The sequence below is a fragment of the Pseudomonas sp. DD1 genome (assembly GCF_044510355.1).
In the GTDB taxonomy this organism is placed as follows: Bacteria; Pseudomonadota; Gammaproteobacteria; order Pseudomonadales; family Pseudomonadaceae; genus Aquipseudomonas; species Aquipseudomonas shahriarae.
Map to the genome: position 1 here is coordinate 1 of NZ_MSAJ01000005.1, position 25,177 is coordinate 25,177.

Annotated in this window: 20 protein-coding genes and 1 pseudogene; 17 read left to right on the forward strand and 4 right to left on the reverse strand. The window is 62.1% G+C overall.

Annotated elements, in window-relative coordinates:
• The 7 genes and pseudogenes from PSFL_RS04060 to PSFL_RS04090 form a co-directional block, all read left to right on the forward strand.
• Positions 1-109 (forward strand): IS3 family transposase (locus PSFL_RS04060; RefSeq protein ID WP_146047486.1); only part of this gene is annotated, 109 nt, incomplete at its 5' end.
• Positions 110-126: 17 nt separating this feature from the next.
• Positions 127-525 (forward strand): annotated as a pseudogene (locus PSFL_RS04065) (alpha/beta fold hydrolase); the annotation flags it as partial.
• Between the two features lie 156 nt (positions 526-681).
• Positions 682-1,197, forward strand: a complete 516-nt coding sequence (locus PSFL_RS04070; RefSeq protein ID WP_262153163.1) for a sigma-70 family RNA polymerase sigma factor — start codon at positions 682-684, stop codon at positions 1,195-1,197.
• Positions 1,194-2,156: a FecR domain-containing protein gene (locus PSFL_RS04075; protein ID WP_397469734.1), complete on the forward strand. Its 963-nt coding sequence runs from the start codon at positions 1,194-1,196 to the stop codon at positions 2,154-2,156. Before PSFL_RS04070 ends, PSFL_RS04075 begins: the two co-directional genes overlap by 4 nt.
• Before the next feature lie 97 nt (positions 2,157-2,253).
• Positions 2,254-4,719, forward strand: a complete 2,466-nt coding sequence (locus tag PSFL_RS04080; RefSeq protein ID WP_397469735.1) for a TonB-dependent siderophore receptor — start codon at positions 2,254-2,256, stop codon at positions 4,717-4,719.
• A 387-nt stretch (positions 4,720-5,106) separates the two neighbouring features.
• Positions 5,107-5,502, forward strand: coding sequence for a hypothetical protein (locus PSFL_RS04085; RefSeq protein ID WP_120732970.1), 396 nt, complete (start codon positions 5,107-5,109; stop codon positions 5,500-5,502).
• 156 nt (positions 5,503-5,658) lie between these two features.
• Positions 5,659-6,285, forward strand: coding sequence for a LysE family translocator (locus tag PSFL_RS04090; protein WP_057438400.1), 627 nt, complete (start codon positions 5,659-5,661; stop codon positions 6,283-6,285).
• Positions 6,286-6,316: 31 nt separating this feature from the next.
• Here PSFL_RS04090 and PSFL_RS04095 read toward each other — a convergent pair whose 3' ends face one another.
• Complete coding sequence (locus PSFL_RS04095) at positions 6,317-7,321, reverse strand: hypothetical protein (RefSeq protein ID WP_397469736.1); 1,005 nt, start codon at positions 7,319-7,321, stop codon at positions 6,317-6,319.
• A 100-nt stretch (positions 7,322-7,421) separates the two neighbouring features.
• Between PSFL_RS04095 and PSFL_RS04100 the strand changes: the two genes are divergently transcribed.
• Both PSFL_RS04100 and PSFL_RS04105 read left to right on the forward strand, forming a co-directional pair.
• A complete protein-coding gene (locus PSFL_RS04100) occupies positions 7,422-8,495 on the forward strand; it encodes a helix-turn-helix transcriptional regulator (RefSeq protein ID WP_397469737.1) in 1,074 nt (357 codons plus the stop codon).
• Positions 8,496-8,577: 82 nt separating this feature from the next.
• Positions 8,578-9,540, forward strand: coding sequence for an arsenic resistance protein (locus PSFL_RS04105; protein WP_397469738.1), 963 nt, complete (start codon positions 8,578-8,580; stop codon positions 9,538-9,540).
• On the opposite strand, the gene yddG is transcribed toward PSFL_RS04105, so the two are convergent.
• Positions 9,537-10,427, reverse strand: coding sequence for an aromatic amino acid DMT transporter YddG (gene yddG, locus PSFL_RS04110; RefSeq protein WP_057438397.1), 891 nt, complete (start codon positions 10,425-10,427; stop codon positions 9,537-9,539). The genes PSFL_RS04105 and yddG overlap by 4 nt on opposite strands.
• 460 nt (positions 10,428-10,887) lie before the next feature.
• Here yddG and mexE point away from each other — a divergent pair, with 460 nt between their 5' ends.
• Genes mexE through PSFL_RS04125 form a run of 3 tightly spaced genes read left to right on the forward strand, consistent with a single transcriptional unit; the run spans position 10,888 to position 16,739 of the window.
• Positions 10,888-12,132 carry a multidrug efflux RND transporter periplasmic adaptor subunit MexE gene (mexE, locus tag PSFL_RS04115; protein WP_057440123.1) on the forward strand — a complete coding sequence of 415 codons (1,245 nt, stop codon included), beginning with the start codon at positions 10,888-10,890 and terminating at the stop codon, positions 12,130-12,132.
• 15 nt (positions 12,133-12,147) lie between these two features.
• On the forward strand, positions 12,148-15,327 hold the full coding sequence (locus PSFL_RS04120; protein WP_057440116.1) for an efflux RND transporter permease subunit: 3,180 nt from the start codon (positions 12,148-12,150) through the stop codon (positions 15,325-15,327).
• Entirely contained in the window at positions 15,324-16,739 is a 1,416-nt protein-coding gene (locus tag PSFL_RS04125) for an efflux transporter outer membrane subunit (RefSeq protein WP_397469739.1), read from the forward strand. The genes PSFL_RS04120 and PSFL_RS04125 overlap by 4 nt, the downstream gene beginning before the upstream one ends.
• Positions 16,740-16,890: 151 nt before the next feature.
• Here PSFL_RS04125 and PSFL_RS04130 read toward each other — a convergent pair whose 3' ends face one another.
• The gene (locus tag PSFL_RS04130; RefSeq protein WP_057440114.1) at positions 16,891-17,907 is read right to left on the reverse strand and encodes an AraC family transcriptional regulator; all 1,017 of its coding nucleotides are present in this window, start codon (positions 17,905-17,907) and stop codon (positions 16,891-16,893) included.
• Between the two features lie 188 nt (positions 17,908-18,095).
• Between PSFL_RS04130 and efeU the strand changes: the two genes are divergently transcribed.
• From efeU to PSFL_RS04155, 5 genes are all read left to right on the forward strand, one after another.
• On the forward strand, positions 18,096-18,929 hold the full coding sequence (efeU, locus tag PSFL_RS04135) for an iron uptake transporter permease EfeU (protein ID WP_057440113.1): 834 nt from the start codon (positions 18,096-18,098) through the stop codon (positions 18,927-18,929).
• Positions 18,930-18,938: 9 nt separating this feature from the next.
• Positions 18,939-20,135 (forward strand): iron uptake system protein EfeO, encoded by a 1,197-nt coding sequence (gene efeO / locus PSFL_RS04140; RefSeq protein ID WP_397469740.1) that lies wholly within the window; start codon positions 18,939-18,941, stop codon positions 20,133-20,135.
• A 14-nt stretch (positions 20,136-20,149) separates the two neighbouring features.
• Positions 20,150-21,439, forward strand: a complete 1,290-nt coding sequence (gene efeB / locus PSFL_RS04145; RefSeq protein WP_200660827.1) for an iron uptake transporter deferrochelatase/peroxidase subunit — start codon at positions 20,150-20,152, stop codon at positions 21,437-21,439.
• A gap of 23 nt (positions 21,440-21,462) precedes the next feature.
• Positions 21,463-22,275 carry an iron uptake system protein EfeO gene (efeO, locus tag PSFL_RS04150; protein ID WP_115128161.1) on the forward strand — a complete coding sequence of 271 codons (813 nt, stop codon included), beginning with the start codon at positions 21,463-21,465 and terminating at the stop codon, positions 22,273-22,275.
• 288 nt (positions 22,276-22,563) lie between these two features.
• Positions 22,564-23,760: an MFS transporter gene (locus tag PSFL_RS04155; RefSeq protein ID WP_057444795.1), complete on the forward strand. Its 1,197-nt coding sequence runs from the start codon at positions 22,564-22,566 to the stop codon at positions 23,758-23,760.
• Here the strand turns inward: PSFL_RS04155 and pssA are convergent.
• Positions 23,757-25,100, reverse strand: a complete 1,344-nt coding sequence (gene pssA, locus PSFL_RS04160) for a CDP-diacylglycerol--serine O-phosphatidyltransferase (RefSeq protein WP_169961020.1) — start codon at positions 25,098-25,100, stop codon at positions 23,757-23,759. The genes PSFL_RS04155 and pssA overlap by 4 nt on opposite strands.
• Between the last annotated feature and the right edge of the window lie 77 nt (positions 25,101-25,177).

A 25,177-nucleotide genomic window follows, 5' to 3' on the forward strand; every position in this document is an offset into this window, starting at 1 on the left:
CGATTACATCGAGATGTTCTACAACCCAAAACGCCGCCATGGTTTCAACAATCAACTGTCACCGGTAGAGTTTGAAAAGCGTTACGCAATGAGCTTGCAAGGTGTCTAGAGAATCCGGGGCGATTCAACATGCAGGCACAGCTCAAAGCCAATCGCGCACAGTTCTACCATGACGTGCCGGCCGGGCCTTTCTACGGTTATAACCGCCCAGGTGCAGAGCCCTCCGAAGGCATCATCCGCAACTGGTGGCGCCAAGGCATGATGGGCTGCGCAAAGGCCCACTATGACGGGATCGTGGCCTTCTCCCAGACCGACTTTACCGAAGCGCTCAAGCGCATCACCCTCCCCGTACTGGTAATGCATGGGGATGATGACCAAATCGTGCCCTATGAAAACTCTGGGCTGCTGTCGGCCAAACTCTTGCAGAACAGCACGCTGAAAACCTATGCAGGGTTTCCCCATGGAATGCCGACAACGAACGCCGATGCGATCAATGCCGATTTGCTCGCGTTTATACGAGGTTAGGCAATAAAGGGCAGATCACTCTGCTGCCCTTCTGGGAAAGGGATGGATCTATTTAATTAAATGGATCTGTCCCTTTTGTTCTTGCTGAACAGCCCCGCCCCGCACTAAGATGCGACGAATTCTCAAATGCATCCAGTTGTCGCGCGGAGGCTTTTCGTGTCGTCGCCATCCACTCCTTCAGCCCCTCACGCCGAAATCCGCACGCTGTACATCGATCATCACGCCTGGTTGCTAGATTGGTTGCGCAAGCGGCTGCGTCATGGCGACAACGCTGCCGACCTCGCTCAGGACACCTTTGTGCACATTCTCGGCAAGCCGGAGCGGTTGCAGGAGTTGCGTCAGCCACGGGCCTGGCTGAGCACCGTGGCCCATGGGCTGCTGGTGGATCGTGTGCGCCGCCAGCGGGTTGAACGGGCTTACCTGCAAGCCATTGCCCACCTACCGGAAGCCGGAGTGCCGTCACCGGAATCGCAGCTGATGCTGTTGGAAACCCTGGTGCGCATCGACGCCCTGCTCGATGGCTTGCGCCCCAAGGTGCGCATGGCCTTCCTGATGTCGCGGCTCGAAGGCCTCAGCTACAAGGAAATCGCCGAACGTTTGGCCATCAGTCTCAGCTCGGTGGAGAAGTACATGGCCACTGCCATTCGCCACTGCTACCTGGCGCAACAATGAGTGCTCCAGATGAGGTGCTCGACCAGGCGATCTGCTGGCTGGTGCGGATCGAGTCCAACGGCGCAACTCCAGAGGTCCTGGAGGCCTGTCAACGCTGGCGTCAGGCCGACGCGTTGCATGAAACCGTCTGGCAAGCGCTGCAAAAAAGCGACGCGACCTTTCAGAATCTGGCCGTGCTGCCCGGCAGTGTGGCGCGGGATACGCTGGGGCGCCTGAACAGCAATCATCACAGCCGGCGCCAGGCGCTCAAGCTGCTGGGGATGGGGCTACTTGCCAGTGGCGTTACTGGCTGGTCACTGCGCGACAGCACGCTGGTGCCCTGGGGCGCGGACTATGCCACCGGGGTGGGCGAACGGCGGCAGTTCCTGCTGACGGACGGCACCCGCCTGCAACTGAACACCGCCAGCACGGTGGACGTGCAATTCAGTGCCCAGCGCCGGCTGATCACCCTGCGTCGCGGCGAGATGTTCATTGATACCGGCAAGGACAGCGCCGCACCCGGCGGGCGCCGCAGCTTCTGGGTCAGCAGCCGGCATGCACAGTTGCAAGCCATCGGTACCGCCTTTGCGGTGCGTGACGAGCAGCATGGCACGCGCCTGCGGGTCGAGGACGGCGTGGTGGCCATTTACGCAAATGGCGAGCCAGTCCGGGTCGCTGCCGGTGAGGAGTATCTGATCGATGCCCGCGGCAGCCACCGTGTCGAAATCAGCGCCTTCAACGCCAGTGCCTGGACCCGTGGGCAGTTGGTGGCCAAACGCATGCGCCTGCAAGACCTGACCGCCGAACTGGCGCGCTATCGCCACGGCTGGTTGCACTGTGACCCGGTCGTCGCGCAGTTGGAGGTGTCGGGGGTGTTCCAGCTCGACGACATCGACCGTGCCTTGAGCGCCTTGGGTGATTCGCTGCCAGTGCGCATCGAGCGTTTTACCCCGCTTTGGACCCGTGTCGTCGCCCGTTAAGCCGGATGAGAAAAAATCGCAAAAACTTTTACGGGTTTTGCCAAGCCCTTCGACAGACAGGCAATACACCTCGTCATTCGAAAGGAGCTCACCGTTCATGTCCCATGCTTTGAATCCCCCACGGCCCCTAAAGCACAGCGTTCTTGCGCTTACCCTCCAGAGCATTTTGCTGGGTGGCATGGCCGGCCTGCCGCTGGTCAGCTTTGCCGTGCAGGTCGAACAGGCCGATAGCCGCCACTACGACCTGGCCGCGGGGGCGCTGGAAGAGTCGCTCAGCAGCTTCGCCCAGGTCGCCGGGATCACCCTACCCTTTGATCCGGCCCTGGTGCAGGGCAAGCACGCGCCGGCGCTGCACGGCGATTTTGCGGTGCATGAAGGCCTCAACCGCCTGCTGCTCGACAGTGGCCTGACCGCTACCCGCAACGCCAGCGGCAACTACCTGCTGATACCCCGTGCCGATGACGCCGGAGCCCTTCAACTGGGCGCGACCACCGTCAGCGGCCTGGCCCTGGGCTCGACCACTGAAAACAGCGGCTCCTACACCACAGGGGCGATGCAGACCGCGACCAAGCTGCCCTTGTCCCTGCGTGAGACGCCGCAGTCGGTGACGGTGATCACCCGCCAGCGCATGGACGACCAGGGCATGCGCAGCCTTGACGATGTGGTCCAGGCCACCCCAGGGCTACGCTTGTCAGCCTCGCGCCCTGCCAACAGCGAGTATTTTGCCCGTGGTTTCCCCATCACCAACCTGATGTTCGACGGCCTGCCCACTACCTATAACGCCGACTGGGTTGCCACGGCTGACCTGGCCCCCTACGACCGCGTCGAAGTGGTGCGCGGCGCCACCGGCATGATGCAGGGCGCCGGCAACCCTTCGGCCGCGATCAATATGGTGCGCAAGCGTCCCACCAGGGAGTTCCAGGCAAGTGTCAGCGCCAGTGCCGGCAGTTGGGACAACTACCGCAGCGAACTGGACATCTCCGGCCCGGTCAATGCCAGCGGCAGCGTGCGCGGGCGCTTTGTCGGTGCCTACAACGACAAGGACAGCTATCAGGATTACGCCGGGCGCGAGCGCGGCGTGTTCTACGGCATCAGCGAGTTCGACCTGAGCGACAGTACGACCTTGACCGTGGGGGCGTCCGATCAGAACGACAATAACAACATCAACTGGGGCGGCTTGCCGGTGAATCCGGATGGCAGCCATATGGGTTTCTCCCGCTCCAAGACCTTCGGCTACAGCTGGTCGCACCAGGACGTCAACAACAAGACACTGTTCGTCGAACTCGATCAACGCTTCGACAACGATTGGCGCCTGCACCTGGGTGCCTCAAAAAACTGGTCCGAATTCAAGATGATGGGTGGCGTCCTCGAACGCAACAACGATGCCACCTACCGCCAGCGCATCTTCAACCAGGGCCGGGACTTCGACCAGTCCACCTATGACTTTTTCGCCAGTGGCCCCTTCTCGCTGTTGGGCCGCCAACATGAACTGGTGGTGGGCGCCAGCAAGCGCCAGCTCAAGACCGAGGCCACCGGCGGCCACGTGTTCGTCGGCGTGCCCGACATCAACGGCTTCAGCCCCAAGGGCCTGGCTAGACCGACCGTTCCGGACGTTTACTCCCTCAGTGACAAAGTGGATCAGGAAGGTCTCTACCTGACCACCCGCTGGAACCTTGCCGACCCGCTGAAAGTCATTCTCGGCGCACGCCTGGACTGGTACGACGCCGCCTCCATCTATGACCAGACCAACGATCAGTACTACACCTCGGGCAAAACCAAGGAAGTGCGCCACGTCACCCGCTATGCCGGGGTTATCTATGACCTGGACGACAACCACTCGGCTTATGCCAGCTACACCGACATCTTCCAACCCCAGACCGAGAAGAACGGTGAAGGTACCGGGATCAAGCCGATCACCGGCGAAAACTATGAAGTGGGCATCAAGGGCGAGTACTTCGGCGGCGCGCTGAACGCCAGCGCTTCGCTGTTCCAGATCGACCAGCTCAACCGTGCAGCGGAAGTGGCGGACGCCAGTGTCTGCCGAGTGATCCCCGCCGGCAGCTACGGCTGCTATGAAGCCGCCGGCAAGGTGCGCAGCCAGGGACTGGAACTTGAGATCAACGGCGCCCTGACGCCCAACTGGCAAGTGGCTGCCGGTTATACCTTCGCCCAGGCCAAGTACGAAAAAGATGCGGACAAGAGCAAAGAAGGCAGCCTGTTCGACACCGACGTCCCCCGCCATATGTTCAAGGCCAATACCACCTACCATCTGCAAGGCGACATGAGCCAGTGGCGCGTCGGCGCCAACCTCTATAGCCAAAGCGGAACGTTCAACAAAGGCAGCAACGTGTTTGGCAAGTTCCATATCGAACAGGATGCCTACGCCTTGGTCGGACTGATGGCGGGTTACCAGGTGAATAAACATCTGGATACCCAACTGAACATCAATAACGTGTTCGACAAGAAGTACTACCAGGGCATCGCCAGCAACTCGACCTGGAGCCCGTATGACGTATTTGGTGACCCGCGTAACTTTACTGTTACCGCAAAGTACTCCTTCTAAGCGGCAGCTTGCCTGCGAAGGCCGGGTGTCAGGCACCAGAAATATTGGCTGAACCACCGCCATCGCGGGCAAGCCCGCTCCTACAGGGGAATATCGCCAGCAGGAGATTTTGGGTACACCACCATTCACAGGTGGGCGCCGGCTTGCCGGGGCCCAAAGCATACCGCCCACGGAGAAGACATCGGTGGCCGGGTCGGCACAACTGCTCGGTCGGGTGATTTCGTACAGGCTAAGAGTGTGGGGGAAGTCGCCCTTGAGGCCCCCTCCCCGTTAAACACCCCGTATTGCTTGATGCCTCTCTGTCCGGAACCCAAATGGCTGAATCACTCACTGAGTTGAGCGATCAGGCAACCCCCTGATCCCCTCAACAAGACTTAGGAATCCAGCATGATCAACAGCACTCCATATCAGCCATCAGCGGCCCTCTCAGCCAATGCTCAACCACAGATTGAAGAGCTGCGCATGCCCCCCGAGCCAGGCATGCCGAATCGACAAACTGTGCGCGTCAGCGTAGCCAATGAACACGTATTCCCGACGGCCGAAAGCTTTCATAAACTGGCCGATTCACTGGGTATTGAAAACGTCAGCGTGTCAATCGGCGCACCTCACTTCGCTGACTATGTAACCCCACCGAAAAATGTGTGGCCCGTCAGTATTCATTTCAGGCCAGACCTGCCCGACGAAAAGTTCAGCCCTGTGCAATTGGAGAAAGTGAACCGGTTTGATCAGCAGATTGACGCAGAACTGCAGCGAAACAAAATCGTAGATCTGGGGCCGCAGTGATGTCGCGGCGTCGAGAGGGTTGAACCATATTCGTGGCGACTACGCCATGCCCTGAGAAGGCGCTAGTTCCAACAAACCTGTGGCAGCAGGCTTGATCTTGGAGGCCCCGCGGGAGCACGATGGCCTCCCTCCCCCCTCGACGAAAGGACTGTCGTTATGTTCCCCCTGGAAATCTGGCTGACCTATACCGCCGCCTGCCTGTTGCTGGTGCTCTCCCCCGGGCCGGACAATCTGCTGGCCATCGCCAGGGGCCTGAGCCAGGGGCGTATGGCAGCCGCCATTTCGGGGATCGCGTCGGGTACCGGGATTCTGTTTCACGTGGCCACCGCATCGCTGGGCTTGACCCTGCTGATGCAGACATCCGCCGTGGCCTTCTGGGTGGTCAAAGTCATCGGCGCCAGCTACCTGTTGTGGCTGGGCATCAAGGTCTTGCGTTCGCGCAGCCTGATCAACTTCAAACCGGCGGCGCGGCAACCGCTCAAAAACATCTTCCTCACCGGCTTCCTGTCGGCGGCGCTGAACCCTAAGCCTGGGCTGTTTGTGCTCGCGTTCATTCCGCAGTTCGTCAACCCGTCATTGGGTTCGGTCACCGTGCAAATGATGGTCTATGGCGCCTGGTTCGCCGCATTGACCGCCCTGGGCTTTGCGCTCATGGGGATCTTTGCGACGCGCCTGTCGACTTGGCTGCAGCGCAAGCCAAAAGTGGTCAATGGCCTGAATGTGGGCGCCGGACTGACCTTCGTCGCGTCCGGGCTTTCGGTAGCGGCACTCAGTCAAAAATAGACCGGACCAAAGACTGGATGGCCTGCCATTGCTAGCCTGACACCCGTGCCTTGGCCAGCATGTCATCCAACTGCGCAATCAGGTCATCGGCACTGACCTCGACAAAATTCCCACGGGAAGCTGCAAGGATTTTTTCGGCAAATTCGGCGCTGTATTCCAGATCAGGCACCTCGGCTTCCTGGCCCAGGTCGTAGCCAATCATAAACAGCGCAGCCTCCATGGCACGCAATGGATCATTCGGCGCTGCAACCTGCTGGAAGCGGCTGCCGGCAGCGCTCGGATGCTTGAGCACGGCAGTCAGCAACCAGCTGGCGCGCAGGTTCCACATCGCGTGGTGACGCCCGGAACGCAAGCCCGTGAACTTGAACCCGTCGCTGCCAGGGTTGCGGCGCTTTGGCGCGAGGGCATCCTTGTCTTCCTTGGCGTTGGCCCAGGGGAAGCACAGGGCCGGCGGCACTTTTACCAGGCCGTGTGCATGGCAATACTTCACCACCAGCCAACCCAGGCCAGCGGCCACACGGCTGTCATAGATGATGAAGTCCTTGCAGAGCAGGGAATACACCTTGGTCATCCCGGCGTTGAAGCGCAGGTTGTCAGAACGCAACAGCGCCGCGCGCTCGTCGCCCGCGTCCAGCGCCGCCACGACGCTTTGCAGCATGCCGGCCAGCCCAGCCTTATTTGTCTGCAACCAATCCACGTTGTGCGCCGTGACCCCACCCCAGCGCATGACATCACTCGCCGCTTCGGCGCTGCGGGAATCGTCGCCGGTTGCCGCCAGCAGGTCTTTACGCAAGGCTGCCAGGGCCACCCCGTTGCTGAGCGCGCTGGTGCCGGAAGCAAAGTCCAGGCGCGAATTGCCCGGATGGTTCCAGCGATAGTGTTCAAATGCGTTGTACAAGCTGCTGCACGACCACTGCACGCCGGTTTTGCGGTTGACGTACTCATGCTTGAACAGCACCGTGGATTCCAGCTCCGTGGCCAACCAGCGAGTGAAAGCAATAACGTGTGGCAGGGCTAGATAGGTTTTGCAGTTCATGAAATGCTCCTGTGGGCTGGCGCTCTAAATCGCGGGATTGCGTGCCAGCGAGCACATAGTCCCAGCGGATAAACCCACTTTTTGTCTTTGAGTATCGGCCATGATCAATTATCACCGACGCCGCACCGCGCTGCGCAAAATCCTGCAGCGCAGCGGCACGTCGATGAAGACCGCAGACATCCATGCGGCGTTGTGCAAGTGGTTCGACGATTACAGCCTGCAGGGCAAAACCACCCTGCGTGACCTTGAAGCCCTGACCCAGACCGAACTGGTCGCCGTGGGTGAAAAAGGCCCGGATAAAAAGGCCAAATACTGGAAGTCCGGGCGCGAGAGTTTCGACCTGACGCTCTGCCCCACCGAAGCCATGACCCTGGCGGCGATTTTTGACCACGCCCAGCGTTTTGGCTTCAACGCCCATACCGAGCAGTTGGGCGAACTGCGCAAATACGCGGCCTCGGAAATGACCAAGCATTCCGCCCGCCCTCTGGCCTGGTCGCAGCGCATTACCAGCGGCACGCGGTTTACCCTGCTTAAGCCGGGCAAGCACGACCCGGCGCACCTGACTACGATTCAAGCGGCGATCCTCGAAGACGCCTCCCTGGAAGTGACCTACCTGCCCAGGGACGCCGACGGCGCCGAATGCCGATACCTGTTGAAACCCCTGGCCCTCTCCTATCAAGACTCCAACGTCTATCTGTCCGCGTATGTGGTGGAGGAGCATTGGCCGGCCAGCTACGTGCCGACAGATCCGCGTGGCAAGTACAGCAGCAACGGCCCGCATACACTGTGCGCGTTGATGCTGCATCGCATGCTGGAGGTCAAGTGCAACTGGATGAACCTGCCGGGCCCGGAGCACTACGATGTCAACTCGCTGGAAGCACAGAAGCACCTGATGACTATCCATGGCGAGGCACCCGTCCCGCTGAAGCTGCGCCTGAGTGCCAATTTGCATAATCGCTTGAGCGAAAACCCGCTGACCGACGACCAGGTGTTCGTGCCCCATGACGAACAGCACTGGGACTTGAGTTGCAGTCTCTATGACACCCAGGGCCTGCGCCTGTTTCTGCTGAGCAATGCTGCCGATATCGAAGTGCTGGCGCCGGCGAACTTGCGCAAGCATGTGCGCCAGACATTGCAGCGCGCGGTGGACTTATACGCGGGCGACCCGGCCTAGGGCGGGCACCGCGGCCGCGCGCCGGGCTGTGGTTTCGATTACCCTGCACGGCGCAAACAGCCCCCCGTGACAAGGACACCCCGTGACCCGAGAACAACTTGAGCACAACCAGATCCCCGTCTACCTCGTCGCCGTGATCGGCGCGGTGCTCGGCGGTCTGCTCGCCCCACAGGCCGCACCGGCTCTTGGCGCCCTGGTAACCCCGACGATTGCCGTGCTGATGTACGCCATGTTCCTGCAGATCCCGTTTCTGCAGTTGCGCCAGGGGCTCGCCAATAAACGCTTTATGGCGGCACTGCTGATTGCCAACTTTGTCTTGATCCCCCTGCTGGTCTGGGGCCTGACCCGTGGCTTGAGCGAGCGCCCGGCGCTGCTGATCGGCGCGTTGCTGGTGCTGCTCACGCCGTGCATCGACTACGTGGTGGTATTTACCCATATCGGCAAAGGCGATGCGCGGCTGACGCTGGCCGCCACCCCCGTATTGCTGTTGCTGCAGTTGGCGCTGCTGCCGCTGTACCTGGCGTTGCTGCCGGGCGTAGAGGCGGCGGTGGCAATCCCCATCGGCCCATTTGTCGAGGCGTTTTTGCTGCTGATCGTGGTGCCATTGCTGCTGGCGGTACTGACCAGCGCCGGGGCCCGGCGCCCGCGCCTGGTCGAACGCTGGAACGACGCCTGGGCGTGGATGCCGGTGCCGGCCATGGCGGCGGTGCTGATCGTGGTGATAGGTTCGCAGATCGCGTTTGTCGCGCAGGAGCTCGAACAGTTGCTGCCGGTGGTGCCGGTCTACTTAGGCTTTATGCTACTGGCGCCAATGGTCGGGGCGCTCACGGCCTGGGTCTTTCGTCTGCCGGCAAGCACCGCGCGTTCAGTGACGTTCAGCAGTGCAACCCGCAACTCACTGGTGGTCCTGCCGCTGGCGCTGGCACTGCCGGCAGATATCCGCGCCCTGGCCGCCGCTGCCGTTATCACCCAGACCTTGATCGAGCTGGTGTGTGAGCTGATCTATATCCGCGTGATCCCGGCCCTGGTCTGGCGCAGCCGCTAGGATTGCGCGCGTGTCGCGTGCCAGCACACCAGCGAACCGGCGGTCACCAGCACCGCCCCCTGCCAGAACTGCGGGGTAAGGTGGGCGCCCAGCCACAGCGCGGCGAAGGCCGAGGACAGTACCGGCGCGCCATAGGACGCAGTCGCCAGTAACGTCAGGTTGCCGCGTAGGATGCCGATATTCCACAGTGCATAGCCGCCCGCCATGGCCACACCGGTGGCCAGCAACTCCAGGCTGTTGCCCAGGCTGAAGGCCGGCAGCACCTCGGCACTGAAGGCGTATTTCACCCACAGTACGGCGGCGGTGAGGATGAAAAACAGCACCACCAGGTTTTGCCCGCCGGCATAGCGCCGCGTGACGTTGCAATACAAGGCGAAAGTGATCGCGCAGCCCAGGGCCAGGCTGTAACTCAGGGGGTTGGATTGCACATTGGCGACGATGGTTGCGAGCGCCAGGCCATCGCCACTGACCACCCACAGAATGCCAAACAGCGCCAGCGCCGAGCCTGGCACGATGATCCAGCGCGCCCTTTGGCCATTCATGACGATTGCCAGCAGCACTGTCAGGCACGGCCAGAGGTAGTTCACCACCCCCAGCTCAATCGCCTGATTGCGGTTGCTGGCAAACCCCAGAGCCAGGGACAGGCAGACCTCGTAGGCCACGAACAAGCCACTGCCCATGATCAGATAAGGCCAGGACGTGGCACGCAGACGCGGCCGCCCCAACCAGGCCAGCAGCAGGATGGCGCCCAAGGTGTAGATCAACGCCGCACCGCCCAGTGGCCCGAACAGCTCACTGACACTGCGGATCAACCCGGCGGCGGTGCTCCATAAAATGATCGCGACCAAACCACACACCGTCGCGGCCCGTTCAACCCTGATCTGCATGGATGCCTCTCTGTGAATGTCCCCAACCGCAGCGCCTGCGGCACAAAGGCCGCAACGGTACACGCTTGGTCTATTGCTTGTCTCCTTGTGGGAACCACAACAAAGGAATCTCATTGAGGGCAGAAATTCTGGCCACACCACACCTCAAATGTGGGAGCTGGCTTGCCTGCGATAGCGGTAGGTCAGTCGACACATCCCTACTTGACCCTCCGCTATCGCGGGCAAGCCCGCCTACAGGGTGATCTCTTTAGGGCAGGATTTCTTGGTTGGTTGCAGTTCGCGCAACGGTGTCTTGTCATCAATGGGATTGATAGCCCCCTAACGAACCCCCCATCCTAGAGGGCTTGCCCGGTTCTTATATCATTCCGAATGATAGTTACCTTTGTTTCATTCGATTCGTGAGCGAGCACGCTGCCGAGCATGATCCGCCCATCTCAAATACATTTGGCGGATGCACCTCATGGAACAGTCACTCAAACATTTGCGCTATCCCCTGGCCCTTTTGGCCGTGCTGGTGATGAGCGCATGCGGCAAGGCCCCCGAGCAAGCGGCCGCCATGCCCGCCAGCAAAGTCAGCGTTGCCAAGGTCCTGGAACAACCGGTCAATGAATGGGACGAGTTCACCGGCCGCCTGGAAGCCCCGGAAACCGTACAGATCCGCCCACGCGTGTCGGGTCAGATCGACCAGGTCGCTTTTACCGAAGGCGCACTGGTGAAAAAAGGCGACCTGCTGTTCCAGATCGACCCGCGTCCGTTCCAGGCTGAAGTCCGCCGCCTGGAAGCCCAGCTTCAACAAACCAAAGCCGCCGCATCGCGCAGTGACAACGAGGCCCAGCGTGGCGAGCGCCTGCGCCAGAGCAATGCGATTTCCGCCGAACTGGCCGACTCGCGCACCACCGCCGCCCAGGAAGCCCGCGCCGCGGTGGCCGGGATCCAGGCGCAACTTGACCTGGCCCGCCTGAACCTCAGTTTCACCCGCGTCACCTCGCCCATCAGTGGCCGTGTCAGCCGCGCCGCAATCACCGCCGGCAACCTGGTGACCGCCGATGTCACCGAGCTGACCAGCGTGGTCTCCACCGACAAGGTCTACGCCTACTTCGACGCCGATGAGCGCGTGTACCTCAAGTACACCGAACTGGCGCGCCAGGGCCGTCGCGGCGCCACCACCCCGGTGTACCTGGGCCTGTCCAATGAAGACGGCAACCCGCACCTGGGCCAGATGAACTTTGTCGACAACCAGGTCAACCCGGCCACCGGTACCATCCGCGGCCGCGCGGTGTTCGATAACAGCGACGGGCGTTTCACCCCCGGCCTGTATGCGCGCCTCAAGTTGGTCGGCAGCGGCACCTACTCTGCCGTGCTGATCACCGACGAAGCCGTGGGCACCGACCTGGGCAAGAAGTTTGTGCTGGTGATGGACGGCGACAACAAGTCCGCCTACCGCGCCGTGGAACTGGGGCCGAAGATCGAAGGCTTGCGCATCGTGCGCAGCGGCCTGAGCAAGGACGACACCATCATCGTCAAAGGCCTGCAGCGGGTACGTCCGGGTTCGCCGGTTGCCCCAGAAACCATCCCGATGGCCAGCCAGGCAACCCTCGCCGCCCTGGCCCAACAACGACAAGCGCTTGAAGCCAGCAACCTGGAGCAAGTGGCGCCGGATAAAGCCGCGCCCAAGCTCGCCAGTGTCGCGATTCCACGCGGTTAAGGGACTACACACCAGATGAATTTTTCCAAGTTCTTCATATCGCGGCCGATCTTCGCAGCGGTGCTATCGCTGCTAATCCTGATCGCCGGCGCGATCTCGCTGTTCCAACTGCCGATCAGCGAATACCCGGAAGTGGTACCGCCAACCGTGGTGGTGCGCGCCAACTTCCCCGGCGCCAACCCCAAGGTCATCGGCGAAACCGTGGCCTCGCCGCTGGAACAGGCGATCACCGGCGTCGAGAACATGCTCTACATGTCCTCGCAGTCGACCGCCGACGGCAAGCTCACCCTGACCATCACCTTTGCCCTGGGCACCGACCTGGATAACGCGCAGGTACAGGTGCAAAACCGTGTGACGCGCACTCAGCCCAAACTGCCTGAGGAAGTGACGCGCATCGGGATTACCGTGGACAAGGCCTCCCCCGACCTGACCATGGTCGTGCACTTGACCTCCCCGGACCAGCGCTACGACATGCTCTACCTGTCCAACTACGCGATCCTCAATATCAAGGATGAATTGGCGCGGCTGGGCGGCGTGGGTGATGTGCAGTTGTTCGGCATGGGCGATTACTCCCTGCGGGTGTGGCTGGACCCGAACAAGACCGCCTCGCGCAACCTGACTGCCACCGATGTGGTGACCGCGATCCGCGAACAGAACCGCCAGGTGGCCGCCGGTGCCCTGGGCGCGCAGCCTGCGCCCAACGACACCAGCTTCCAATTGTCGGTCAATACCCAGGGCCGCCTGGTCACCGAGGAAGAGTTCGAAAACATCGTGATTCGCGCCGGCGACAACGGTGAAATCACGCGCCTCAAGGACATCGCCCGTGTTGAGCTGGGCTCCAGCCAATATGCCCTGCGCTCGCTGATCGACAATCAGCCGGCGGTGGCGATTCCGATCTTCCAGCGCCCAGGCTCCAATGCCATCGACATCTCCAATGATGTTCGCAGCAAGATGGCCGAGCTGAAAAAGAGCTTCCCCGAAGGCATGGATTACCGCATCGCCTACGACCCGACCGTGTTTGTGCGCGGCTCGATCGAGGCGGTGGTGCACACCTTGTTCGAGGCGTTGATCCTGGTGGTGCTGGTGGTGATCCTGTTCCTGCAGACCTGGCGTGCATCGATCATCCCCCTGGTCGCGGTGCCGGTGTCGTTGATCGGCACCTTTGCGGTGATGCACCTGTTCGGCTTCTCCCTCAATGCGCTGTCGTTGTTCGGCCTGGTGCTGGCCATCGGCATCGTGGTGGACGACGCCATCGTGGTGGTGGAGAACGTCGAACGTAACATCGAGCTGGGCCTGGAGCCCTTCCCGGCCACCGAAAAAGCCATGAGCGAAGTGACCGGGCCGATCATTGCCACGGCGCTGGTGCTGTGTGCGGTGTTTATTCCGGCCGCCTTTATCAGTGGCTTGACCGGGCAGTTCTACAAGCAGTTTGCCCTGACCATCGCCATCTCCACCGTGATCTCGGCATTCAACTCCCTGACCCTGTCGCCGGCCCTGGCAGCGGTCTTGCTGCGCAGCCATGACGCGCCGAAAGACCGATTCTCCAAGTTCCTCGACAAGCTCTTCGGTGGTTGGCTGTTCCGCCCGTTCAACCGTTTCTTCGAAAAGGCCAGCCATGGTTATGTAGGCACCGTGCGCCGAGTGATTCGCGGCACCGGTATCGCGCTGTTCGTGTATGGCGGCCTGATGGTGCTGACCTTCTTCGGGTTTGCCCACACACCGACCGGTTTCGTACCGGCCCAGGACAAGCAATACCTGGTGGCCTTCGCCCAGTTGCCGGACGCCGCCAGCCTGGACCGCACCGAAAACGTGATCAAGCGCATGTCCGACATCGCCTTGAAACAGCCCGGCGTGGAAAGCGCCATCGCCTTCCCAGGCCTGTCGATCAATGGGTTCACCAACAGCCCGAACAGCGGCATCGTGTTCGTGACGTTGAAACCGTTCGGCGAGCGTAAAGACCCAAGCATGTCCGCCGGGGCGATTGCCGGGGCGCTGAACGGCAAGTACGCCGATATCCAGGAAGCCTACATGGCGATCTTCCCACCGCCGCCGGTACAGGGCCTGGGCACTATCGGCGGGTTCCGCCTGCAGGTCGAAGACCGTGGCAACCTGGGCTACGAGGAACTGTACAAAGAAGTACAGAACGTCATCGCCAAGAGCCACAACGTGCCGGAACTGTTTGGCCTGTTCACCAGCTACACGGTCAACGTGCCCCAGGTCGATGCTGCTATCGACCGCGAAAAGGCCAAGACCCACGGCGTGGCGATCAGCGACATCTTCGACACCCTGCAGATCTACCTGGGCTCGTTGTATGCCAACGACTTCAACCGCTTTGGCCGGACCTATCAGGTCAACGTGCAGGCTGAACAGCAGTTCCGCCTGGACCAGGATCAGATCGGCCAATTGAAAGTGCGCAACAACAAGGGCGAGATGATCCCGCTGGCGACCTTTATCAAGGTCAGTGACACCTCGGGGCCGGACCGCGTGATGCACTACAACGGCTTTATCACCGCCGAGATCAACGGCAACGCTGCACCCGGCTACAGCTCGGGCCAGGCAGAGGCGGCGATCGAAAAACTGCTCAAAGAAGAACTGCCTAACGGCATGACCTACGAGTGGACCGACCTGACGTACCAGCAAATCCTCTCGGGCAACACCGCGCTGTTCGTGTTCCCGCTCTGCGTACTGCTGGCGTTCCTGGTACTGGCCGCCCAGTACGAAAGCTGGAGCCTGCCACTGGCGGTGATCCTGATCGTACCGATGACCCTGCTGTCGGCTATTACCGGGGTGATTCTGTCCGGTGGCGACAACAACATCTTTACCCAGATCGGCTTGATCGTACTGGTGGGATTGGCCTGTAAGAACGCGATTCTGATCGTCGAGTTCGCCAAGGATAAACAGGAAGAAGGCCTCGACCCGCTGGCTGCGGTGCTGGAAGCCTGCCGCCTGCGTCTGCGGCCGATCCTGATGACCTCGTTCGCCTTCATCATGGGCGTGGTGCCCCTGGTGTTCTCCAGCGGTGCCGGTGCCGAGATGCGTCATGCCATGGGCGTGGCGGTGTTCTCCGGGATGATCGGGGTGACCTTCTTCGGCCTGTTGCTGACGCCGGTGTTCTACGTGTTGATCCGCCGTTATGTGGAGCGCAGCGAAGCACGCAAAGCGGCCAAGGCCTTGCAGCTGGAGACACAGCAATGAGTGTGAAAGTGTTCCTGCCGAGCCTGCTGGTACTGGCGCTCGCCGCCTGTGCCGTCGGCCCGGACTATAAAGCCCAGCAGCTGGAGGCGGCCAATATCACGGCCGCCACCGCTGCCAAGCAGTACGACCACGCCAAGTTCGAAGGCATCTGGTGGCAGCAGTTCGAGGACCCGATCCTCAACCAGTTGGTGACCCAATCGTTGAGCGGCAACCGGGATTTGCGGGTAGCGTTTGCCCGCCTGCGGGCTGCCCGGGCGATTCGCGATGACGCCAGCAATGACGCGATGCCGACCATCACCAGCCGTGCCAGCAGCGATTTGGCCAAGGGCCAGATCCCGGGCCAGACCACCCGCCGGGTCAATAGCGAACGCTATGACCTCGGCCTGGACATGGCTTGGGAACTGGACCTGTTTGGCCGCATCCAGCGCAACCTCGAAGCCAGTGACGCTGACCAGCAGGCCGCCGAAGCCGACCTCTATCAACTGCAGGTCAGCATGATTGCCGAACTGGTGGACGCCTACGGCCAACTGCGCGGGGCGCAACTGCGGGAAAAAATCGCCCTGGCCAACCTGAAGAACCAGCAGGATTCGCGCACCATCACCGAAAGCCTGCGCGATGCCGGCGTCGGCGACCAACTGGACGTGGTGCGTGCCGATGCGCGCCTGGCAGCGGTCGAAGCCAGCGTGCCGCAATTGCAGGCCGAGCAGGTGCGCGAGCGCAATCGCATCGCCACCCTCCTCGGCCAGCGCCCGGACAAACTCAGCGTGGACCTGAGCCCGGCCAACCTGCCGGCGATTGCCAAGGCCTTGCCGATTGGTGACCCGGGGCAGTTGCTGCAACGGCGCCCGGACATTCTCAGTGCCGAACGCAAACTGGCGGCCGCCACCGCGCGAATCGGCGTGGCCAAGGCCGACCTGTTTCCACGGGTCAGCCTCAGTGGTTTCCTCGGATTTACCGCTGGCCGTGGCTCGCAGATCGGCTCATCCGCCGCCAATGCCTGGGCCCTGGGCCCGAGCATCACCTGGGCCGCCTTTGACCTGGGCAGCGTACGCGCCCGCTTGCGCGGTGCGGATGCCGAAGCCGATGGCGCCCTGGCCACCTACGAGCAGCAAGTGCTGCTGGCGTTGGAAGAGTCAGAGAACGCCTTCAGCGACTACGGCAAGCGCCAGCAGCGCCTGGTGTCGCTGATCCGCCAGAGCGAATCGAGCCGTGCCGCGGCCGACCTGGCGCAGATTCGCTACCGCGAAGGCACCGCCGACTTCCTCGTGCTGCTCGACGCCCAGCGTGAACGCCTGGCGGCCGAAGACGCCCAGGCCCTGGCCGAAGTGGACCTGTATCGCGGCATCGTGGCGATCTACAAGGCATTGGGTGGCGGCTGGCAGCCGGAGACGGTGGTCGCCAGCGCAAGATGATTTAAAGAGCTCCTTTGGTTGGTCGCATCCAACCAATTTTTGCCCCGTGGTCCATTCGGTCACGGGGCTTTTTTTGCCTGCGTGAAACCGGTCAAACCCTTTGCTTAAAGACGGTCACAAAGATCAAAGGTGGGAGCTGCGCTGATCCAACTCAGCTGGATTCCGTGAGGATCAAGCTGCGGTAATGCCCGGGATTGGAGCCCGACCATTTGCGAAAGGCCTTGTAGAACGAGCTCACATCGGCAAAACCCAGGCGGCTGGCGATCTCGGCAAAGCTGATATCGGCCTCGGCCAGCCACACCACTGCCAGCTCCTTGCGCACGCTGTCCTTGAGCCCCTGGTACGTCTGCCCTTCTTCGGCCAAGCGCCGGCGCAGCGTCGAAGCGGACATGCACAACTCATGGGCCAGACTGTCGGTTTCCGGCCACTGTTGGGCCGGGCGCTGGCGCAGGTCGTGTTTGATGCGCATCGCCAGGCTGTCCGGGTCGCGGTATTTGACCAGGATATTGGCGGGCGCCTGGGCCAGGAAGCGCTTGAGTTCCTCGGGGCTGCGCTTGACCGGCAGGTCGAGGCAGTCTGCCGAAAAGATCATGCGCGTACGGGTGCGATCAAAACGCAGGTTGTCGGAAAACATCACCTGGTAATCATCACAAAACGCCGGCTGCGCACTGCGCAATTCGATGGCCAAGATCGGGATGCGTCGGCCGGCCAGCCAGCAGGCGACGCCGTGGACGATCATCCAGTAGCAAAAGTAGGTAAACGCGCGCCGTGGTTCCGGCTCAGGTTCCAGCAGCACGATTTCCGCCAGGCTTTGCTGACGCACCAGCTGCGCGGGAAGGTGTTCAAGCATCAACGACAGGAAGCCCAGGCCGGTTTCCAGAGCCTCGCCCAGGGTGGGCTGGGCCATGGAGGCACGACACAAAAACCCCAGGCTGCCCGACTTCAACTTGCGCGGGTCCATGCCAAAGAACTCATCATCCCGGCGCCGCGCCAGCAAGCGCCAGAGCCGCGCGTACGCCAGCGCCGGAACCCGGGCGGCGGGCTGCTCCAGCAACGCGGGGTCGATCCCGACCTTGCTCAGGGCCTCCCACGTCGCCGCACCGGGGGCGCAACTCTGCAACAGGGCTTCACGAACCAGGTGGATGGAGATTGTGTCTTTTTCCGACATGGGCCAGGGCTCAATCTTGTAGGTCGGCCATTGTAGGAGCGTGTTGGCTTGTAAGGAACACATACCCACGCAGCAACGACATAGAGGGCTGTTCAGGCCGCGTTCAGAAAACGTCAAGATCCTCTGTTTAGTAATGAGTATCATTATGTTACAACTTAGCACCCTAACTAATTACGTTGCGGTGCCCGATGCTCGTCCCCTTTCTCATCATGCTGCGCGAAGGCATTGAAGCCGCATTGATCGTTGGCATCATCGCCAGCTACCTGCAACAGACCGGCCGTGGTCAGTGGATGCCAGCGGTATGGATCGGCGTATTTCTCGCCGCCGCTCTGGCCCTGTTGGTCGGCGGTGGCCTGGAGCTGGTCAGCGCCGAGTTCCCGCAAAAACAGCAAGAGCTGTTCGAAGGCATTGTCGGCCTGGTCGCCGTGGGGATTCTCAGTTCCATGGTGTTCTGGATGCGCAAGGTCGCACGCTCGATCAAGCACTCCCTGCACCAGTCCCTGGATCACGCGTTGGCCGGCTCGCGCAACCAGGTGCTTGCCCTGATCGCCATGGTGTTTTTCGCCGTGGCCCGTGAAGGCCTGGAGACGGTGTTCTTCTTGCTGGCGGTGTTCCAGCAGAGCGAAGGCCCGGCCGCGCCCATCGGCGCCCTGCTCGGCCTGGTGCTGGCGATCATCGTCGGGTTCCTGATCTACAGGGGCAGCATGCGCCTGAACCTCGGTGCGTTCTTTCGCTGGACCGGGCTGTTCATCCTGGTGGTGGCCGCCGGGATCCTCGCCAACTCGGTGCAGGCCCTGCATGAAGCCGGGGTGTGGAACCACCTGCAAGGCGTGCTGTTCGATTTCAGCGCAACCCTGCCGATGGATGGCCCGCTGGGCTCGGTGCTGGCCGGCATGTTCGGCTACCAGGACGCACCGACCGTCAGCACCCTGGGCGCCTACCTGATTTACCTGGTGCTGGCGCTGGCGATGTTCTTTATGCCCGCCGCGCCGATAACCCCTTCTTCCGTCTCCAGCCAGTAAGGTCGTCCCTTGCCAAACCCAGCCCCTGCCTCACCACCCCGCGCGTTGCGTTGGGCGGTCGCCGGTTCGGTGATCGTGATGATCGCCGCCGGCGGCCTGTTCTACTACGCCGCGCAATTGGCCGCCGCCAAGCGCCAGGTCAATCACAACGAAATCGCCGTGATCATCCACGCCCACGCCTGCGAACCCAACGCCCTGAGCGTACCGGCGGGCCGTGCGAGTTTTCGCATCATCAACCGTTCGGATCGCGCGGTGGAGTGGGAAATCCTTGACGGCGTGCTGGTGGTCGAAGAGCGCGAAAACATTGCGCCGGGCTTGAGCCAGGTGATCAACGCCAACCTGCTGCCGGGCGACTACGCCATCACCTGCGGCCTGTTGAGCAACCCACGCGGCACCCTGCATGTAACCCCGACGGCCGAGTCTGACGCCCAGGCCAAAGCCAAGCCCTCGATGGTGGCCTTTATCGGCCCGCTGTCGGAATTTCGCGTGTACCTGAGCAGCCAGGGTGGCGCTTTGATCAAGGCCGTCAGCGCCCTTGAACAAGCGATTGCCGCCGGCGACCTGGCACAGGCCCAGGCCCTGTACCTGCCGGCTCGCGAGGCTTACCAACGACTGGCCCCGGCGGCCCAGCGCCTGGCCGAGCTGGACAACGCGATCAATGCCCGCGCCGATTACTTCGAGAGCCGTGAACAAGACCCGGCCTTCAGCGGCTTCCATCGCCTGGAGTACGGCCTGTTTGAGCAGCACACTCTCGGCGACCTGACACCGATTGCCCAGCGTCTGCTGGCCGATGTCACCACCCTCAAGCAACAGTTGTTGGCGCAGTCGCTGCCGCCCGAGCAACTGGTAAGCATCCTGGTGCGCAACCTCAACAGCCTGGCCGACGTGCGCGCCGCCAGTGGCGAAGAGGAGCGCTACAGCCACCTCGACCTCAACGGTTTTGCCGCCAACCTGACGGTGACGCGCAAGGTGGTGGACCTGATGCGGCCGCTGTTGACCAAGTCCGCCGCCGACCTGCTGCCGGGAATTGATAGCGCGATCAACGCCTTCGCCGCGCAACTCGACGACTTGCAAGTCGATGGCCATTACCGCAGCTACAACCGCGTTACCGCCGCTCAGCGCCAGCTGATCGCCGACAAGGCCAAGGCTCTGGCCGCCGCACTCGATGGAATCGACCCAGCCCTTGGCCTCTCCGGCCTTAAGTGAAGACGACCAAACACATGAGTGATTCACCACAGTTCAACGCCCAACGCCGCCGTGTGTTGCTCGGGATGGCCGCCACCGGCGCCGCGATTGCCGGCAGCAGCCTCAGTTGCCCGGCAATGGCAGCCGGCGCAGCCCAGGTCACCACCGCGCCCAACAGCGAAAAAACCCAGGACCACCAGGCCTTCCACGGCAAGCACCAGAGCGGCATCGTCACCCCCCGCCCGGCCTGCGGCATGCTGGTAGCGTTCGACGTCCTGGCCAGCGACCGCGAAGACCTGGAGCGCCTGTTTCGCACCCTCAACCAGCGCATCCGTTTTTTGATGACCGGCGGCAGCGTGCCGCAAGTCGACCCGAAACTGCCGCCCAGCGACTCCGGGATCCTCGGCCCGGTGGTCAGCCCGGATAACCTGACCATCACCGTATCGGTGGGTGAATCGCTGTTCGACGAGCGTTTCGGCCTGGCCGCCGCCAAACCCAAGCGCCTGATCCGCATGGTCGGCTTCCCCAACGACGCCCTGGAACCGGCGCAGTGCCACGGTGATTTGAGCCTGCAGTTCAGCTCCAACACCCCCGACACCAATATCCACGCCCTGCGCGATATCGTGAAAAACCTGCCGGACCTGCTGCTGGTGCGCTGGAAACAGGAAGGCAGCGTACCGCCCCAGGCCCCTGCCCGTGCCGGGCAACCGGCGCAGAGCGCACGCAACTTCCTGGGCTTTCGCGATGGCTCGGCCAACCCCGACTCCAACGACACCAAAACCATGGACCAACTGGTCTGGGTCCAGCCCGGCAGTGATGAGCCCGCGTGGGCCGCCCATGGCAGCTACCAGGCGGTACGGATCATCCGCAATTTCGTCGAACGCTGGGACCGCACGCCCTTGCAGGAGCAGGAAAGCATCATCGGCCGGATCAAGACCAGCGGCGCGCCCATGGACGGTCACAGCGAAGCCCAGGTGCCCGACTACAGCAAGGATCCGGCCGGCAAACTGACCAAGCTCGATGCCCATATCCGCCTGGCCAACCCGCGCACGGCCGCGACCCAGGCCAACCTGATCCTGCGTCGGCCATTCAACTACTCCAACGGCGTCAACAAGAACGGCCAGCTGGACATGGGCCTGTTGTTTATCTGCTATCAGGCGGACCTGGAGAAAGGCTTTATCAGCGTACAAACCCGGCTCAATGGCGAGCCCCTGGAGGAATACCTCAAGCCAGTGGGCGGCGGGTATTTCTTCACCTTGCCGGGCGCCACCGGGCCGCAGGATTTCATCGGCCGAACCTTGCTGCACAGCACTGCCAAGACCTAACCCTCCACAGCGGAAACCGCCCCATGAACATGTCGTCTCTTGCGTTGTTATTGAGCCTTTCTCCGCTCGCGGCCTTTGCCGCGCCGGCGCCCCTGGATCTGGTGGGCCCGGTGTCGGACTACAAGATCTATGTCACCGACAAGATCGAGGAACTGGTGACCCAGACCCAGGCCTTCACCGACGCGGTGAAAAAAGGTGACCTGGCCACCGCGAAAAAACTCTACGCGCCCACCCGCGTTTACTACGAATCCATCGAGCCCATCGCCGAGCTGTTCAGCGACCTCGATGCATCGATCGACTCACGGGTCGACGACCACGAAAAAGGTGTGAAAGCCGAAGACTTCACCGGCTTCCACCGCATTGAATACAGCCTGTTTGCCGAAAACACTACCCAGGGCCTGGGCACCCTTGCCGACGGCTTGAACACGGACGTCAAGGATCTGCAAACCCGCGTTGCCGGTCTGACCTTCCCGCCGGAAAAAGTCGTCGGCGGCGCTGCCGCATTGCTCGAAGAAGTGGCCGCCACGAAGATTTCCGGTGAAGAAGACCGCTACAGCCACACCGACCTGTATGACTTCCAGGGCAATATCGACGGAGCGAAAAAAATCGTCGACCTGTTCCGTGGGCAGATCGAACAGCAGGACAAGGCGTTTTTGGCCAAGGTCGACAAGAACTTCGCCACGGTGAACACCATCCTGGCCAAATACAAAACTGCCGATGGCGGCTTTGAAACCTACGACAAGGTCAAGGAAAGCGACCGCAAGGCCCTGGTGGGCCCGGTCAACACCCTGGCCGAAGACCTGTCGACCCTGCGTGGCAAACTGGGTTTGAACTGACACCTCAACGCTAGCGGCTCTGAGCCTGACCCACCGCCATCGCGGGCAAGCCTGCTCCCACAGGGGTCTCAGCGAGCAGAAAATGTTCGCCACACCACAATCAAATGTGGGAGCTGGCTTGCCTGCGATGGCGGTGGTTCAATCACCGCCCAGAGTGACTGAAGCACCGCCATCGCAAGCAAGCCCACTCCCACAGCTGTAGATCCCTATCATCCGGGTTAATCGCGCTGTGCGTTTAACCGTCTTACCTATAACGTTCCATAGATTCCCACTCACGGAAGATTTCCCATGCCTCATTCGGCCACCCGCCTTGATGCCGCTCCGCCCACACCCTTCAACCTGCGCCCCCTGCTGCTGGCCAATATGGCCTGCACCATGGCGATGATGGCGTTTGTCTCGCTGATCGGCCCCATCGCTCGGGTGCTGGGGCTGGCGACCTGGCAGGCCGGCGCGGCGGTGACGGTGTCCGGTGTGATCTGGATGCTTTTGGCGCGGCCCTGGGGCCAGGCCAGTGATCGCCTGGGTCGGCGGCGCGTGCTGTTGCTGGGCACCGGGGGCTTCACCCTGGCCTATTGGGCCCTGTGCGTGTTTATCGACGCCTCCCTGCAACTGCTGCCCTCGGCGATGCTGGCATTTATCGGGCTGGTGCTCGGGCGCGGGTTGATCGGGGTGTTTTACGCGGCGATCCCAGTGGGGGGCTATGCGCTGATCGCGGACAATATCGAGCCGGCCCATCGCGCCAAGGCCATGGCCTCGCTGGGGGCGGCCAACGCCTGTGGCCTGGTGTTGGGCCCGGCGATTGCCGCGCTGCTGGCCCGCCACAGCCTGAGCCTGCCGTTTTATGTGATGGCGCTGCTGCCGATGCTCGGGTTTCTGGTGTTGCTGATGAAACTGCCGCGCCAGGAATTGCACCTCAAACAACCGCCCAAGGCCGTCAACCTCTCGGACCCACGCTTGCGCCGGCCATTGGTGGTGGCCTTTGCGGCGATGCTCTGCGTGTCGATTGCCCAGATCACGGTGGGCTTTTTTGCCCTGGATCGCCTGCAGATGAACCCCGCCGACGCCGCACAAACCGCCGGGATCGCCCTGACCATGGTCGGCCTGGCCTTGATCTGCTCGCAATTGCTGGTGCGCAAGCTGGAATGGCCACCCCTGCGGCTGATCCGCGTCGGCGCGCTTGTCTCGGCCCTGGGGTTTGCCGGGAGCATGTTCGCCGATACGGCGTGGATCCTCTGGCTGTGTTTCTTCGTCTCGGCGGCCGGCATGGGCTGGATCTTCCCATCGTTCGCCGCCCTGGCGGCCAACGCGGTGGACGCCTCGGAACAAGGCGCCACTGCCGGGTCGGTGGGTGCGGCGCAAGGGCTGGGCGTGGTGGTCGGGCCGCTGGCCGGGACCCTGATCTATGCCGTTGAACCGCGGCTACCCTACCTGGTCGCCGCTGCCCTGCTGTTGCTCATTGCACTCTGGCCGGCACCGCGCCACTAGAGGATCCGGTAAAGCAAGCGCTCGACTCGGACGCGACTGACCCGGCGCAGGAACTTGCCGACGGCTTCGGGGTAATCCACCAGTGTCTGCAACTGCTGGTAGCCCTGGATCCGCGTGGCGTGCTGGAAAATGTCCTCCAGCTCGCGGCGCCGTGGCGCCAACCACTGGCCCTGGGGATCGTCGATCAGCAAGGCGTTTTCCAGGTCCAGGCGGAAGGCCCGGGGGTTGAGGTTATTGCCGGTGAGCAAGGTATAGCGCTCGTCGACCCACATGCCCTTGAGGTGATAGGTGTTATCCCCGTCGCGCCACAGGTGCAGGTTGAGTTGGCCACTGTCGATCATGCGCTGGTGGCGCTTGGCAAAGCGGCGCAGGCTGATTTCGTAGAGATACGGCAGCGCGGCGATGATCTTGAAAGGCTCGCTGGGCGGGATGTAGAAGTCGTTGGCGGTCTTGTCGCCGACGATTATGTCGATCTTCACCCCACGGGCCAGGGCCCGGTTGATTTCCCGGGTCACCGGCAGTGGCAGGTTGAAATACGGGGTGCAGATGGTCAACTGCTGCTGGGCACTGGCGATCAGCTCGCAGATCACCCGGCTCAGCGGGTTGTTCTTGCCCACTCCCAACAACGGGCTGACCGACAACCCACCAATCCCAGCCTGGCCGGCCGTGGTGTCATAGGTCGCGTGCTTGAGCCGGCTGCGCAGGTCGCCAATGTCATTGCGCAGGCTGCGGGTGGTGGGCAGGTTGGGCAGGTCCAGGCGGTGTACCGCCTTGGCCGCTACCAGGCCGTGTTCCACCAGGTGCTGCATGGAGTCGGCCAATGGCTTGTTGTGGATCAGGTGATAGCGGTCGAAGCGGTATTTATCGAACTTGTGCAGATACACATTGTTCAGGCTGGCGCCGCTGTACAGCACGCTGTCGTCGATCACGAAGCCCTTCAGATGCAGCACGCCAAACAGCTCGCGGGTCTGCACCGCCACCCCATACACCGGCACATGTGTCGGATGCGACTGAGTCATTGCCTGGTACCAGGCGCTGTTGCCCGGCTGCTTGCCCGCACCGATCAACCCGCGCTGGGCACGCAGCCAATCCACCATCACCACGATATCCAGTTCGGGCCGTGCGGCCTTGGCGGCGTGCAGCGCGTCAAACACCTCCTGGCCCGCTTCGTCCTGTTGCAGGTACAAGGCGACGATGTAGATGCGGTGTTGGGCCTGGGCGATTTGCTCCAGCAGGCAGCGGCGAAACTCGGCAGCGCCGGACAGCACCTCAATCGCGTCGGTGGCCAGGGGGAAACCGCGCAACTTGGGCAACAGGGAACGTTTGAATAACGACGGCATAGGGCTCGCAATGATCGAATCCGAAGAGCCCGAGAGCTTACACCATGGGGGGTCCTCAGGTCTGCCCACTGGCCACT